Consider the following 14,367-nt stretch of genomic DNA (forward strand, 5'->3'; position numbering starts at 1 on the left):
CGACCTGTTCAGCGTGATCGATTGGATGATGGCGCTGCCCGATGAGCTGCAACGCACGCTGTGGAACGAACTTGAGCAATTGGAGAGGACAAAACATATGCCCTACATTACTTCGGTGGAACGTTTTGGGATTGAAAAGGGAATCCAAATTGGCGAACAGCGCGGCGAACAGCGCGGCGCGGCGAATCTCTTGCTCCGGCTAATCGAACGCCGTTTCGGACCGCCCGACGAGGCGACGCGCGAACGCATCCGCGCGAGCGATCCCGACACCCTGCTCAATTGGTCCGAGCGCATCCTGGATGCCAAAACCCTCGACGAGGTGCTGCATTGACACGCCAGCCAGCGGTGCCCCCAGGTTTGTCCCCCGACGCTCAGGCCGGGGACAGCCGGCGGCGCCCTGACGTGACCAGCGCCAGCGGACTCGACGGCGATCCGCTGCCGTTGAATTTTCCGCAAACCTTTCTCCCTGACCGGCGCTTGCTGGGGCGGTTGATGGCCTTCGCCGCCGCCGATGGGCGTGGCGATAAGGAGGCGATCGGTGCCGCGACCGGCATTCCGACCGGCAAGAGCACGGGCAAGGTCGAGCCGATGATCCGCTATGCCCAGGGCATGGGGCTGATCCAGGCCGCGAAAACCGATGGGGTCTGGCGCTTGAATCCGACCCTGTTGGGGCAGGTGGTGCGGCGGGAGGATCCCTTTCTCAGCGAGCCGGTGAGTCTCTGGATGCTGCATCTGCTGCTGTCGCGACGGTGCGGCCGCACGCTGCCGGCGGTGGGCGTGGCCGATGCCTGGTTCGCGCTCTTTGCCGAGGGTCGGTTTCGGCTCGGGCAACGCTTCACCTACTCGGAGTATCTCGATTTCCTCATCGCCCGGCATGGCGAGAAGGGCTATCTCAAACCGCTGTCGACGCTGGCGCCGCGGATGTATCTGGAAGACAGCAGCTTCGCGGCGATCGGCGCGCTCACGCTGGAGGGGACGGCGTCGGAACCCCTGCTGACGCGCGCGACGGCTCCGGTCGAGACGGGCTTTTTCCCGGCCTATGCCGCCTATCTTTTTCTCGTGTGGGACGAGCAATTTGGCGGCGACCGGCAATTGATCTTCCAGGAATTCGCGCGCGAGACCCGTTTGCTCGCGGTGCTGGGCTGGAGCGATGCTCAGGCGATGCGCTGGCTGGAGTGGATGGTCGACCGGGGGCTGGTGCAGCTCGATCGCTATACGGGCGATCCGGTGCTGCTGCGGTTGAAGGAGACGGGGGAGGTGGTGAATGCGCTTTATCGCGAATTGGTTTGAAGTGGACGGGGATGTCAGGCCACTTTGGAGGATGTGTATTGGAGGACGAGCAGATTTCCCGCTGGTACGGCGGCCATGACTTCGGTCGCGCCATCTTCGCTCAGGAATTCGATCTCGAACACGCCGTCAGCGAGGATTTCAACCACGGTTCCTACTTGGCCAATGCGTAACCCCTGTTGCGGCAGATCAACCGTGAGGGCGACAACATCCAATAATTGGATCGTGTGTTTCATTAGGGTCTCATTAGTGGCTCTAAAGGACATAACAACTCGTCAAACGCGCGAAATCCTCGCTGGTGCGGACGATCCAGGTCGTTCTGACCGTTGCGGAGCCACCCGGTCCATCAATGGCGATATCGATCGAGTACCGCTGGCCGTAAAGGTCGACCGCTCCGGGGTTGGCTTCCCTGTCGCGAGCCGCTTGGAGGAACAACGCTCTCAGCCAGGCGGCCTTGGATGAGGTGATCCCGAGCGCGGATACGAACACGCGAGCTTTATGCCGTCCGAGCGAATGTGAAAAGTTTAGACAATAGTCGCGGATTTTTTCGAGATCGACGACGGCTCGTTCAGGATGGGGTAGATACAAGGACAACTCGATCGTGATGTTCCAACACCGATGCAGTATGGGGGCTATCCATCCAAGATGGGCACATCTCTAGGCGATTTTCGTCAAACATTGAATGCCGGGCCAGAAACCGCGCACCTGTTTCCATGATCGATCACTCAGGAAGACGTCTGATGAACATCGGAGAGTTGGTCCAGTTTCATTCCGAGCATTTTTTCGAAGGCGCGGTGCAACTGCGTTGGGTGCGGGAACGCGCGGCGCGGGCCGAGGAGGTCGCGCGGTCATTCGTCTTTCATGGACCACGCTATCACGGCGCGGGCGAGGCGGATCAGGAAGGGGTTGACCGCCACTATCGACTCAAGGATAGCGCGAGCTTTGTCGCCGATCTGCTCGATTCGATCCTGTCCGGTCTGGCTGGCGCGGAGCACAACGCCTATCTGCTCGTGGTCGCCGGCTATGGCGCGGGCAAGTCGCATCTCGCGACGACCGGCGCGGTGTTGCTGGGCGCTCCGCAAGGGCCTGTCGCCGCGGACATCGTGGCACGGATCGCCCAGGCGGACGCGGCCATCGGGCAGGCGGTGGAGGAGCGGCTCGCGCGGCTTGGCAAGCCAGTGCTGGTGCTTTGTCTCGATGGCATGTCCGGCTTCCATCTGGGCGATGCGCTAAGTCAGGCGGTCTTTGCGCAACTGGATCGCTATGGCGTGGACGCGGGCGCGATTCGCGCGCTGTCGCCGCGCTTCCAGACCGCCGAGCAGTTCGTGCAGCGTAATTTCGCGTTCCGCGCCGAGACCTTCGCGCGGCATCTGCCAGGGCTGGACGCCGAGACCATCGGCGCGGGTCTGCGCAATCAGGACGAGACGCTGTATAGCGCGGTCGATGCCATCTACACCGACGCGAACGGTTCGCCGATTCCGGTCACCGGGCAGGAGTCGGCGCAGGATCTGATCAATACGCTGTGCGAGGTCTATTGCGGGCCGGACGGCGCCTTTGCGAGCGTCGTCATCCTGTTCGACGAGTTCGGGCGCTATCTGGAATACGCGGCGGACAAACCGCAACTGGCCGGCGATCTGGCCCTGCAGCAGATCTTTCAGGGCGTGCAGGACAACAGCGGCAAGGTCCGCTTCATCGGGTTTATTCAGTACGCGCTGAAGATCTATCTGACTCGCTTCAGTAGCGCGGATCTGCGCCAGCTAAAGCGTTACATCACTCGCTTCGATACCGCCGAAAAGGCGTATCTCTCGACCAATCTGGAAACGCTCTTCGCGCACTTGATCGGCAAGGACGAGACGCGTCTCGCCGAGGTCTGGAGCCAGTCGCGGGCGGACGAGGCGCAACGCATCACCTGGCAGCGGATGTCGCGCGGTTTGCCGGGATTCGAGCGGTTTCCGGTCTGGAACGAACCGGAGAAATTCGCCCGTGTCATCGCTCAGGGCTGTTGGCCGCTGCATCCGCTGGCAACCTGGTTTCTGACCCGCCAGAGCGATGTGGTGCAGTCGCGCTCGGCGCTGACCATCATCAAGGACGTGATCGAGCGGGTCAGCGCTGAAACGGTTCTCTCCGGTACGAGTCTGCGCCAGGTCAGCGCGGCCGAGCTGTTGCTGGACAACATGCTGCCGGAGATGCTCGCGGCGGAACGCGAAACCGGCGGTGTGGTGGCGGAGACGCTGCAACTCCTGCTGGAGAAATTTCAGGGCCATCTGACCCGTCCGCGAACGCTGGTGCTGGCCGGCGTTGCGATCCTGCAAAAGATGGGCGTCGGCAAGCAGACTCAGGTGGCGATGGATGATCTGCTCTGCGAGGCCGCCGCCCTGGAATCGGGGGTCTTGCAGGGCGCGGTGCGTGAACTGAGCCAGGATTTAGGCGCGCTCGAATGGAATCGCGACCTGGGCCAATACGAGCTGATCGCCGATGCCACCACGCGCGGGCAGTTTCAGCAATGGCTGCGGCAACGTCAATCCGCACTGACACCCGAGGCGGTGCGCGATCTCTTTGTCCGCAATGCGGCCAAGGATGGCGAACTGGTCGACATCCCGACGGATTTCGGTCATCTCCATGATATCGCGACGACCGAATGGTTTTTTGAGGCGCGCTGGGCGTCGGGCCACACGGTCGAGAACGTCATCAAGACGGCGGTTCAGGAGTGGGAGAGGGCGACTCTGCCGAAGGATGCCAAAGGACGGGTGATCTATCTTTATCTCCAGGCGGACGACGATCTGGCGGCGGTGGACGCGACGATCGAGCGCTGTCTGCGCGAGGAGACCCGGCGTGTCGGTCAGGCGGCCCTTCCGCTGTGGGTGATCGGCCTCGCGGACGGCCTGGGCGTAGTCGCCGAGCATCTGGGGCGGATCTACATTTTTACTGAACCGCTTGCCGCCGAGGAGCAGGAGCGCTTTCGCCGCTTCGTGCCCGAAGAGCGCGAGCGCAGCCGTCTGGCGCTGAAGGAGGCGCTGGCGGGGATGATTCGGGAGCGCCGGTTCTGGATCGCCGGGTGCGAGGTGATTCCGGACGGCCGCTTGAAAAACGTCGGAGACGCGATCTTTGCGCGGGTCTATCCCAAGGTCACGCCTTTTCCCTTCGATGGCTTCGCGACCGCGGCGGGTGGCGGTCCCGCCGACGCGGCGCAAATCACGCGCAGCCTGATCGCGCGTCAGGTCGACGGTCCCTGGGTGCAGGCGCAGCCCAAGCGGTTGCAGAATCGGGTGCGGTCGATTCTGGTGGACAGTTGGCGCGTGCTGGCGTCCAGCGGCAAGTTGACCGCGCCGGGTCATCCCGAACTCAAGGCGATGCTGGATTGGCTCCAGACGTGTCATGCCGAGGATCCCAAGCGCACGCTCTGGACCTCGTATCGGGCCTTGATCGCCCCGCCCTATGGGATGAACGCCGCTTCGGCCGGTTTGCTGTTGGGGTTATTGCTGGACGGTCAGCATCCGCCGCGACGCATCGTGCGGCAGGGCGAGATGGTCGCCGCGTCCGATTGGGTCAACGACGCCTTTTCCGCGAAGCATGGCCGTCATCATCTGGAGCAGGGGCTGCTCGAAACAACGACGCTGCGGTTTTTGTCCGAGGATAGCGCGGGTCGTTGGCGCGATCTGCTGGAGCGCTGGGAGGCGGAGCAGAACTACGAACGCAAGGTCGCGCTCGGCAAGGAAGCGGGGACGATGAATCAGGTCGATCCGTTGCCGGCCGAGTTGGACGGCAATTTTAAATATCTGCGCGACAAGTCCGAGGCGTCGGCGCTCAAATTGCGCCAGTTCCGCGCCCAATTGGACGAATGGGAAAATGGTCTTGAACGTGCGGAGCGACAGAATAATCCTGGCGAACTGCTGCGGTTGTCGACCCTGTTGTTACGCCGGCAACAGGAGGTCAGCGATGGGTTGCATTGGTCTGACAGCGCGGTCGAGGCGTGCAACCGGCTGTTGATCCCGCTGCGCCAAATGGTGTCTGAATCGATCGGGGGTTGGATTCCGCGCCAGAGCTGTCACAACGCCATCGATGTGGGCAGTTTCCGCCATCGGATCGAGAAGGCGATGAGCAGCCTGAAGGATCTGGGATTCGATTCGGAGGCGCGGGCGCTGGAACAGCAGTCTCAGCGCGCGATTCTCCAGGTCGAAAAACGCCAGCGTTTCGCCCTGACGCTGGCCGAGAGCGACGATTATCCACGTCAGCCCGAGCCATCCGAGTCCACGCCGGTGCGCGATCTCCGCGATGACATCGAGAAAGGGGAGCGGCTGATCGAAGGGGTTCAAGCCGCGCAAGGCGTGCTGACGGATCAGGAGATTCAGGCGCGCGTCGACGCAATCAAGCCGCGGCTGCAACAGTTGCGGGCGGCGCTGCAACGCCAGCGCGCGCGGCTTGGCGAACTTTATGATGTCGCGCTGGACTCGGAGGAGGCGCTGAAGGATGCCTTGCTCAAGGCCAACCGGTTGCGTCATATCTTCCTGGGAACCCCCGACGAGGGCGGGGTGGACGAGATGGTGGTTCAGTTGGAGCGCGTGCTTGCGGATGTGGCCGACTGGGAGTCCGGCGAGGTGGGCGTGGAACGTCTGGAGACCTTGCTGAGACAGCAGTCCGCCCAGCAGTTGGCGGCGCTGGAGACCTTTTTGGCCGACCGCGACATTGAACCGGCCTGGGCGATGGCGGCGCTCTATCCGGGGCTGGTCGAGGCGCGTCTGACCGTGGCGCGGCGGCGGTCGGCGGAATGGGTCAGGCTAAAAATGATGAGCGACAACCAAGTTGCGGAATTGGGAGCGGAAGGTTGTGTCATGCTGGAACAGGAGCTGAAGAACGCGCCCGCGTCTCTGGCGGCCGATGACCGCGCCCGGATCGAACTGCTTTTAGTCGCGGTCAGTCAGCGGCTGGCCGAGCACGCCGAGCAGGCACGTCGCGCGCGGGTGATCGCCTGGCAGCAGCGATTCCTCTCGCTTGGCCCCGTGGAACAGCTCGACCGGCATGCCACGGAAGACCTGTTGAAGGGACTCCGCGGCCCACCGGATGGGTTGCTGCCGGCGGAGAAAAGCATCGTCGAGTCCGTGCGCGTGGCGTTGACGGCACACCTCGATCAGATGAGCATGGATGACATCGTGGCGCGAATCGAGCGGCTGGCGCTGGAGCGGCAGCGTCAGTTGTTCGAACTGCTGGCGGCTCGGTTCGCGGAGACTGATGTGAGAGTTGAAGCTGTTTGATCCCACGCCATTGCACGGACGAAGTCCTGACGCCGCCGCGCTTCACCTGACAAGCGCTCTCGGTCGAAGCCCGAACGCGAGCAGTGCCCCGAGATAGACCGAGGCGCCAAGCGCAATCCACATCAGCAGGTGCCAGGCGCGCCCGCTCGTTGTCATCGTCATCCAGTCCGCGGTGCTGCCGGTGCCGAGAAAAACCAGAACTCCCATGATCAGGTTGGCGGCAAAAATTCTGGCCAGGAAGGTTGGCCAACCGGCTTGCGGGATCAGGATGCCTTGTTTCAGAAGGCCGCGCAGGAGTAAGCCGGCGTTGATCGTTGCGGCGATGGCGGTGCCTAACGCAAGACCGCTATGCCCAAGCGGAAGCATGAGGATCAGACTGCAGCCAAGGCCGATCAGCAAGGCGACGGCGGCGATTCGAACCGGGGTTTTCATCTCCTGGCGCGCATAGTAACCGGGCGCCAGAATCTTGATGCCCATGAAACCGACGAGTCCGAGCGAGTAGGCCATCAGACTATGGCTCGCCATCGCCACGTCGTCGGCGCTAAATTCGTTCGACTGGAATAGCGTCGCCATCAATGGGCCGGCCAGCACCAGCAGCCCGATCGCCGAGGGGACGCCGAGCAGCAGGAGCCAGCGCAACGCCCAGTCCAGAGTATGGGAGAAGGATTCCGGGTCGTTCGCGATATGGCGTCTGGATAATCGCGGCAAGATGACGGTGCCGAGCGTGACCGCGAGAATCCCCAGGGGAAATTCCATCAGTCGATCCGAATAATAGAGCCAGGAAATACTGCCGGTCGTCAGGAATGAGGCCAGCAGGGTATCCATCAGGAGGCTGATCTGGGCCACCGAAACGCCGAACAAGGCCGATCCCATCCGCCTGAGGACGCGTCTGATGTCGGGGTTGTGGCCGTTGAAGCGGGGACGTGGCACAAGATTGAGTTGAGCCAGGAAAGGAAGTTGAAAGGCGAACTGAATCATGCCGGCGAGAAAAACGCCCCAGGCCAGTGCCATGATGGGACGTTCCAGGTGTGGCGCTAACCAGATCGCGCAGCCAATCAGCGACAGGTTCAGTAGCGCCGGCGTGAAGGCGGGGACACCGAAACGATCGTAGGTGTTCAGGATGCCACCGGCAAAGGCGGTCAAGGAGATGAACAGCAGATAAGGAAACGTCAGTCGCAGCATGGTGGTGGCGAGTTCCCATTGGGATGCGTCATCCGCGAAGCCGGGAGCGAAGATCAGAACCAACGCTGGCGCGCCGAGCACCCCAAGCGCGGTGATCAGCAGCAGGGCGGCGCCGAGCGTGCCCGCGATGTCGTCGACGAAACCCTTGAGCGCCGGGAAGCCGCGTTGCTCCCGATGCTCGTTCAGGATGGGCACGAAGGCCATGGAAAAGGCTCCCTCGGCAAACAGTCGGCGCATGAAATTCGGGATCTTGAAGGCGACAAAGAAGGCGTCGGTGCCCGCGTCCGCGCCGAACAGGCGCGCCACGATCAGGTCGCGGGCAAAGCCGAGGATACGCGAGAGGATCGTGTTGCCGCCGACCGTGGCGAGAGAGGTTGAAAATGATGCCACGATGAGGCTCCGCAAGAATTGATTGACCGTTTCTCCACTGCACCGGGAGCAGTTTGGCGAGCGCATTATCCTCTGCCCGGCGGCGAGCGCCAGGCATGGCGCGAAAACGACGCGGTTTGTCCGGGCGACCTGGAGCGGTCCTGCCGTGCCAGGCTTAAAGGCGGGGTCGCGGCGCTGCATCCTTCACCGCTGATCGCGGCTGGCGCGTCGGGTCTGGCATAGTCCGCTTCATCGAGATCATCAGGCGAGCCTAGCCATGTGCGAGTCAGACCCGCGTCATCTGCTCAAGGGGATTCCCGAAAACCCCGGCGTGTACCGTATGCTGGATGTCGACGGGACGGCGCTCTATGTCGGCAAGGCCAAAAACCTGAAACGACGGGTCGGTAGCTATTTTGGCCGAGCGCTGACGCGGCGCATCCAGCGCATGGTGAGCCTGATCGTCGACATCGAGGTGACGGTGACCCGCACCGAGGCCGAGGCGTTGCTGCTGGAAAGCAATCTCATCAAGGCGCTTCAGCCGCGTTTCAATGTGCTGCTGCGCGACGACAAGAGTTATCCCTATATCCACCTCACCACTCAGGACGAGTTTCCGCGACTTGCGTTCTATCGCGGGTCGCGCAAGGGGGCGGGGCGTTTCTTCGGTCCCTATCCCAGTGCCTGGGCGGTGCGCGAGACCCTGCAACTGCTCCAGAAGCTGTTTCCAGTCCGCCAGTGCGAGGACAGTGTGTTTCGCCATCGTTCGCGGCCCTGTCTCCAGTATCAGATCAAACGCTGTGGCGGTCCCTGCGTGGGACTGATCGACGCGGTCGAGTATGCCCAGGATGTGACGAGCACGATCAAGTTTCTCGAAGGCCGTGCCGACGAGGTCGTGAGCGATCTGGTCGGCGCGATGGAACGCGCCTCCGCCGCGCTGGAGTTCGAGCGCGCGGCCGTTCTGCGCGACCGGGTCGCGACCCTGCGTCAGATCCAGCAGCGCCAGTACGTGCACGGGGAAGGCGGCGATCTGGACATCGTCGCCGGCGTCCTGGAGGGCGGTCTGTACTGCGTTCAGGTCTTTTTCATCCGCGGCGGACGCAATCTCGGCAACCGGGGATTTTTTCCGCAGGCGCCGGAGGAGACGGAGATGGCCACCGTCATGTCCTGCTTCCTGGCACAGTTTTACACCGACAAAAATGTCCCGCCGGAACTCATCGTCAATATCGAGCCCGACGATCGCGAATTGCTCGAACAGGTCTTCTCCGAGCGCGCCGGGCACCGGGTCCAGATCAGGTCGAAGGTGCGGACCGAGCGCGCGCGCTGGCTGGAGATGGCGCGCGGCAATGCCGAGGTCGCGCTCAAGTCGCGACTGGGCTCCCGGGCCGGATACGCGCGTCGGCTGGCGGCATTGCACGAGGCGCTGGCGCTGGCGTCGTTGCCGGCTCGGATGGAGTGTTTCGACATCAGCCATACCCAGGGCGAGCGCACCGTCGCGTCCTGCGTGGTGTTCGATGGGGAAGGGCCGCGCAAGTCCGATTATCGGCGTTTCAATATCGAGGGCATCACGCCCGGCGACGACTATGCCGCATTGTCGCAAGCCCTGACCCGCCGTTATACCCGCATCAAGGATGGCGAGTATCCGCTCCCCGACCTGCTCTTCATCGATGGCGGACGCGGCCAGCTCAGTGCCGTGGACACGGCATTGCGCGAGGTTGGTGTCGCTGGCGTGCGGCTGGTGGGCGTTTCGAAAGGGCCTGATCGACGCCCCGGAACCGAACAGCTCTGGTTGTTGGGTCAGGAGGTGCCCGTTATACTGCCGAGCCATTCGCCAGCCATGCATCTGATCGAGCAGATTCGTGACGAAGCCCATCGTTTTGCGATCACCGGCCATCGGCAGCGTCGCGCCAAGGCGCGGGTCACGTCGTCGCTGGAAGGCATTCGAGGCGTCGGCCCCAAGCGTCGGCAGGAACTCCTGAAGCAGTTTGGCGGCCTGCGCGGCCTGGCGCGCGCGCGGGTCGAGGATATCGCCGGGGTGGATGGCATCAGCCGGCAATTGGCGCAACAGATTTACGATGCCTTTCATCAAGAAGTCTCGGGATATTGAGCAATGTGGAATTTACCGAACCTCCTGACGATGCTGCGGATCCTGCTGATTCCGGTGTTTGTCGCGGTGTTCTATATCGACGCCCCCTGGGCGCCCTATGCCGCCGCCTGCGTGTTCGGCGCCGCCGCGCTGACCGACTGGCTCGACGGCTATCTGGCGCGACGCTGGTCCCAAACCTCGCCGCTTGGCGCCTTCCTGGATCCAGTCGCCGACAAGCTCATGGTCGCCGTGGCCCTGGTGGTGCTGCTCCAGGCCGATCCGCGGATCCTGCTGGCGCTACCCGTCATGGTGATCATCGGTCGCGAAATCACGGTCTCGGCGCTGCGCGAATGGATGGCGGAGGTCGGCGCGCGCGCGGCGGTGGCGGTTTCCATGCTCGGCAAGATCAAGACCACGGCGCAGATGATCTCGATCGCGCTGCTGATACTGCGCGACTCGGTGTTCGGTCCCTGGCTGTATCCCCTGGGTGTCGTGCTCGTCTATATCGCGGCGATGCTCACGCTGTGGTCGATGGCGGTCTATCTGGTCGCCGCATGGCCGAGTCTGTCGGGTAAGGCGGTCACGGGTAGCGGAGAACAATGTTGATCGCAAGAAAGGCTTGACAGAGTTCTTAAAGACATTAAAATTGCTGGCTCGTAAGCGGGAATAGCTCAGTGGTAGAGCACAACCTTGCCAAGGTTGGGGTCGCGAGTTCGAGCCTCGTTTCCCGCTCCAGTTGCAAACAAAAACAGCGGTCATTTGACCGCTGTTTTTGTTTTTGCGCATTGGTTCGGGCGCGCGAGCGTCGGACCTTGCGATGCGCGGGCATGTTGGAAAATGGTTTCCTGAAACCCGCGCGCCTCATTTTACCGCCTGCGTCCCGTTTGCGCTCTCCATCGCTCACTTCTCCGGTGGAAATGCCACCAAGGCTCCAGCCTGATCCAGGCTCCAGCGAGTCCCGTCACTCGCGAGGATGCCGGTCTCGATTCGCCAGCGTTCCGGCAACGGTCGCGGCAGTGCCAGCATGCCGCCGCCAGGCGTGTCCAGCAGGGTGAATTCGATCCGACCGCGAACGGGTTGACTCAGGTCAACCCGAACCCTCCAGCAACCGTTCCATTCGCGATAAAAGTCATAACGCAGTTCGACTGGACCGATCAACTCGGTCAGAACGTTTAGAATGAGCGCGCGCGCACTGGAGACGCGTCGGCGCAGGTCGGTCAGCGGAGTCGGTTGGGTGTTATCGTTCATGCTGGATCGGGCGGACAGCCTCCAAGTGGTTGACCGTGAAAATGGGCGAACTGGCGCTTTCAGCGTCCGGAATAACGGCTCGACCGTTGTCTTGATTCTTCCTCTCTCGGCTCACCGCCGCAAGGCAAAACCGAAAATCGCGCGGATCCTTGAATTTTCGCTCCTTCGCAAAGAATTAGTTGACCATGAAATCTTTACCTATCGCTCTCGAAGAGTCGACGCGCCTGCCTGTCGGAGCAGCCTCCTCAGTGCTGGATGCCTATGCGGTGCGCGCCCGGTTTCCGATTCTCGGCACCAAGGTCAATGGCCGACCGCTGGTGTACCTGGATAGCGCGGCCAGTACGCAGCAGCCGGAGTCGGTGATCGCGGCCGTCAGCGACTATCATCGACAGCACCATGCCAATATCCATCGTGGCGTCTATCAACTTTCGCAAACCGCGACGCGGATGTATGAAGACGCGCGTCTGACCGTGGCCCGTTTTCTGAGTGCCGCCGAGCCGGCCGAGTGTCTCTTTACCCGCGGGGCGACCGAGTCCATCAATCTGGTGGCCTCCGCCTGGGGCTCGGCCAATCTTCAACCCGGCGACGAGATTCTGCTCTCGACCCTGGAGCATCACTCCAACATCGTGCCCTGGCAGATGGTGGCGCGGGCGACCGGCGCCCGGATCAAGGTCATCCCCATCAATGACGCCGGCGAGATCCTGCTCGACGCGTATCGCCGTCTGCTCTCGCCGCGCACTCGGCTGGTCGCGGTCAATCAGGTTTCCAATGCGCTTGGAACCGTCAATCCGGTCCGCGAGATCATCGCCGACGCGCATGCGGCGGGCGCCCTGGTGCTGATCGATGGGGCGCAGTGGGTCGCGCATGGCGTGACCGACGTGCAGTCGCTCGATGCCGATTTCTATGTCTTCTCCGGGCACAAGCTCTACGGACCGACCGGGATCGGCGTGCTCTACGGCAAGCGCCATCTGCTCGATGCCATGCCGCCCTACCAGGGTGGCGGCGATATGATCGAACGGGTGACCTTCAAGGAGACCACCTATGCACCGCTGCCGAGCAAATACGAGGCGGGTACCCCGAATATTTCCGGCGCGGTCGGTCTGGCGGCGGCGATTGCCTGGGTCGAGTCGATCGGGCTTGCGCGCATCGGCGCGCACGAACAGATCCTGCTGCGTCACGCGACCGAGCGCCTGTCCGCCATTCCGGGGCTGGAAATCAAGGGCACGGCGCGGCGCAAAAGCGGGGTGGTGTCCTGGGTGCTGGTCGATCCGCCGATCGCCACGCTCGATGTCGGCGCGCAGTTGGATCTGCGGGGCATCTGTATCCGCACCGGGCACCATTGCTGTCAGCCGTTGATGGATCGGCTCGGGATCTCCTCGACCGCGCGTGCCTCGCTGGGCGTCTACAACACGCTGGAAGATATCGATCGGCTTGCCGGAGCGGTGGCCGACATCGTCGATCGCGCCCGACAGAAAACCCGCGCGACCGTGGCGAATCTTGAGACCGGCGTCAAGTCTGGTTTCGCGCCGCCGTCCGCCGCGCCAGCGCCAGCGATGGACGCCGAGGAGGCGAGCTATCCCGCCGCCGTCGCTGCGTCGCCCCAGGCCGCCGCCGACGACATCGCGGAGGTCTTCGCCTTCCTGCCCGATTGGCCGATGCGCCACCAGTACGTCATCGACCTGGGCGACAAACTGCCACCCATGCCCGAGGCGCTCAAGACTGCGGCCAATTCCGTTCAGGGTTGTCAAAGCACGGTGCACATTGCCGCGCGGGTCAGGCCGGGATCGGACGACATCATCGAGTTTCTGGCCGACAGCGACGCCAATCTGGTGCGCGGCCTGATCGCGTTGCTTCAGCAACTCTATTCGGGGCAGCATGCGTCCGCGATCCTGGCGTTCGACACGGATGCCTTCTTCGCTCGGATTGGACTCGATCAACACCTGAGCATGTCCCGGCGCAATGGCTTGGCCGCGATGGTGCAGCGTCTGCGCAAGCTGGCGCGTCAATCCGTGGCAAGTCCGGACGCATCGATCGCCTGACGACGCAACGCATCATCGTTGACGGCGGAAACTGAGGTGTCGGCTGGCGGCGAGCGCAGGGCCGCGGTCCCTCGTCGACGCTGCCATTCGAGGCAGGATCGGGTCCGTCGCACCCCCACCGCACCGCCAGATTCCGTCATCGCCCCCCACGCAACTCTTGACACCCGACGATTAGTCTCTACCATTAGCACTCGTTCCAAGTGAGTGCTAACAACCGTGCTTTTTCAGCCCGGATCGTGGCACTGATCAACCTTCTCAACCGCACCAGGAGATCCTTCATGAACATCCGTCCCTTGCATGACCGCGTCGTTGTCCGTCGCATGGAAGAGGAGCGCACGACTGCCGGCGGCATCGTGATCCCGGATTCCGCCACCGAAAAGCCGATCCAGGGCGAAATCATCGCCGTGGGCAATGGCAAGATTCTGGAGAATGGCGAAGTCCGTCCGCTGGACGTCAAGGTCGGCGACCGCGTGCTCTTCGGCAAGTATTCCGGCACCGAGGTCAAGCTCGACGGCACCGATTTCCTGGTGATGCGCGAGGAAGACATCATGGGCGTCGTCGAGGGCTGAGCCGCCTCCGTTGTCCCTGTCCGCTCCGCGATCCCAGTACTTCAAGCAAAAAATAAATTCGAGGAAGGTAAAGAATGAGCGCAAAAGACGTAAAGTTTGGCGGTGATGCCCGTGCCCGCATGATGGAAGGTGTCAATATCCTTGCCAATGCCGTCAAGGTGACGCTGGGCCCCAAGGGTCGCAATGTCGTGCTGGAAAAGTCCTTTGGCGCGCCGACCGTGACCAAGGACGGCGTCTCCGTCGCCAAGGAAATCGAGCTGAAGGACAAGTTCGAGAACATGGGCGCGCAGATGGTCAAGGAAGTGGCCTCGCACACCTCCGATATCGCCGGCGACGGCACCACC

At 62.7% G+C, this 14,367-nt stretch carries 12 protein-coding genes and 1 tRNA gene; 9 read left to right on the plus strand and 4 right to left on the minus strand.

Annotation, left to right across the window (positions count from 1 at the left end; translation table 11 throughout):
* On the plus strand, positions 1 to 331 hold a 331-nt coding region (locus QZY07_RS04865; RefSeq protein WP_295400252.1), incomplete at its 5' end, for a DUF4351 domain-containing protein.
* 71 nt (positions 332 to 402) lie between these two features.
* The gene (locus QZY07_RS04870) at positions 403 to 1,290 is read left to right on the plus strand and encodes a hypothetical protein (protein ID WP_295400253.1); all 888 of its coding nucleotides are present in this window, start codon (positions 403 to 405) and stop codon (positions 1,288 to 1,290) included.
* 14 nt (positions 1,291 to 1,304) lie between these two features.
* Here QZY07_RS04870 and QZY07_RS04875 read toward each other — a convergent pair whose 3' ends face one another.
* Both QZY07_RS04875 and QZY07_RS27300 read right to left on the minus strand, forming a co-directional pair.
* Positions 1,305 to 1,523, minus strand: a complete 219-nt coding sequence (locus QZY07_RS04875; protein WP_295400255.1) for a DUF4926 domain-containing protein — start codon at positions 1,521 to 1,523, stop codon at positions 1,305 to 1,307.
* A gap of 19 nt (positions 1,524 to 1,542) precedes the next feature.
* A complete protein-coding gene (locus tag QZY07_RS27300) occupies positions 1,543 to 1,881 on the minus strand; it encodes a DUF6883 domain-containing protein (protein WP_363183743.1) in 339 nt (112 codons plus the stop codon).
* 146 nt (positions 1,882 to 2,027) lie between these two features.
* Here QZY07_RS27300 and QZY07_RS04880 point away from each other — a divergent pair, with 146 nt between their 5' ends.
* Positions 2,028 to 6,536 (plus strand): hypothetical protein, encoded by a 4,509-nt coding sequence (locus tag QZY07_RS04880; RefSeq protein WP_295400257.1) that lies wholly within the window; start codon positions 2,028 to 2,030, stop codon positions 6,534 to 6,536.
* 42 nt (positions 6,537 to 6,578) lie between these two features.
* Here the strand turns inward: QZY07_RS04880 and murJ are convergent, their stop codons facing one another.
* Positions 6,579 to 8,108 carry a murein biosynthesis integral membrane protein MurJ gene (murJ, locus tag QZY07_RS04885; RefSeq protein ID WP_295400258.1) on the minus strand — a complete coding sequence of 510 codons (1,530 nt, stop codon included), beginning with the start codon at positions 8,106 to 8,108 and terminating at the stop codon, positions 6,579 to 6,581.
* A 256-nt stretch (positions 8,109 to 8,364) separates the two neighbouring features.
* Here murJ and uvrC point away from each other — a divergent pair, with 256 nt between their 5' ends.
* The 3 genes from uvrC (at position 8,365) to QZY07_RS04900 (ending at position 10,902) form a co-directional block, all read left to right on the plus strand.
* Entirely contained in the window at positions 8,365 to 10,188 is a 1,824-nt protein-coding gene (uvrC, locus tag QZY07_RS04890) for an excinuclease ABC subunit UvrC (protein WP_295400260.1), read from the plus strand.
* Between the two features lie 3 nt (positions 10,189 to 10,191).
* Positions 10,192 to 10,773: a CDP-diacylglycerol--glycerol-3-phosphate 3-phosphatidyltransferase gene (gene pgsA, locus QZY07_RS04895; RefSeq protein ID WP_295400262.1), complete on the plus strand. Its 582-nt coding sequence runs from the start codon at positions 10,192 to 10,194 to the stop codon at positions 10,771 to 10,773.
* A 54-nt stretch (positions 10,774 to 10,827) separates the two neighbouring features.
* Positions 10,828 to 10,902, plus strand: a tRNA-Gly gene (locus QZY07_RS04900).
* Positions 10,903 to 11,067: 165 nt separating this feature from the next.
* Here QZY07_RS04900 and QZY07_RS04905 read toward each other — a convergent pair.
* On the minus strand, positions 11,068 to 11,415 hold the full coding sequence (locus tag QZY07_RS04905; protein ID WP_295400264.1) for a hypothetical protein: 348 nt from the start codon (positions 11,413 to 11,415) through the stop codon (positions 11,068 to 11,070).
* 185 nt (positions 11,416 to 11,600) lie between these two features.
* Here QZY07_RS04905 and QZY07_RS04910 point away from each other — a divergent pair, with 185 nt between their 5' ends.
* The 3 genes from QZY07_RS04910 to QZY07_RS04920 form a co-directional block, all read left to right on the plus strand.
* Positions 11,601 to 13,454: a SufS family cysteine desulfurase gene (locus QZY07_RS04910; protein ID WP_295400266.1), complete on the plus strand. Its 1,854-nt coding sequence runs from the start codon at positions 11,601 to 11,603 to the stop codon at positions 13,452 to 13,454.
* Positions 13,455 to 13,732: 278 nt separating this feature from the next.
* Complete coding sequence (gene groES, locus QZY07_RS04915) at positions 13,733 to 14,023, plus strand: co-chaperone GroES (RefSeq protein WP_201095795.1); 291 nt, start codon at positions 13,733 to 13,735, stop codon at positions 14,021 to 14,023.
* A gap of 74 nt (positions 14,024 to 14,097) precedes the next feature.
* Positions 14,098 to 14,367 (plus strand): TCP-1/cpn60 chaperonin family protein (locus QZY07_RS04920; protein WP_295400269.1); only part of this gene is annotated, 270 nt, incomplete at its 3' end.

It is taken from the genome of uncultured Thiocystis sp. (assembly GCF_903866365.1).
GTDB lineage: Bacteria > Pseudomonadota > Gammaproteobacteria > Chromatiales > Chromatiaceae > Chromatium.

What these genes read in the sequence shown, in the direction of transcription:
- QZY07_RS04910 (WP_295400266.1), top strand. Translation starts at nt 11,601, where the DNA reads ATGAAATCTTTACCTATCGCTCTCGAAGAGTCGACGCGCCTGCCTGTC.
- QZY07_RS04905 (WP_295400264.1), bottom strand. Translation starts at nt 11,415, where the DNA reads ATGAACGATAACACCCAACCGACTCCGCTGACCGACCTGCGCCGACGC.
- groES (WP_201095795.1), top strand. Translation starts at nt 13,733, where the DNA reads ATGAACATCCGTCCCTTGCATGACCGCGTCGTTGTCCGTCGCATGGAA.
- QZY07_RS04880 (WP_295400257.1), top strand. Translation starts at nt 2,028, where the DNA reads ATGAACATCGGAGAGTTGGTCCAGTTTCATTCCGAGCATTTTTTCGAA.
- uvrC (WP_295400260.1), top strand. Translation starts at nt 8,365, where the DNA reads ATGTGCGAGTCAGACCCGCGTCATCTGCTCAAGGGGATTCCCGAAAAC.
- pgsA (WP_295400262.1), top strand. Translation starts at nt 10,192, where the DNA reads ATGTGGAATTTACCGAACCTCCTGACGATGCTGCGGATCCTGCTGATT.
- QZY07_RS04875 (WP_295400255.1), bottom strand. Translation starts at nt 1,523, where the DNA reads ATGAAACACACGATCCAATTATTGGATGTTGTCGCCCTCACGGTTGAT.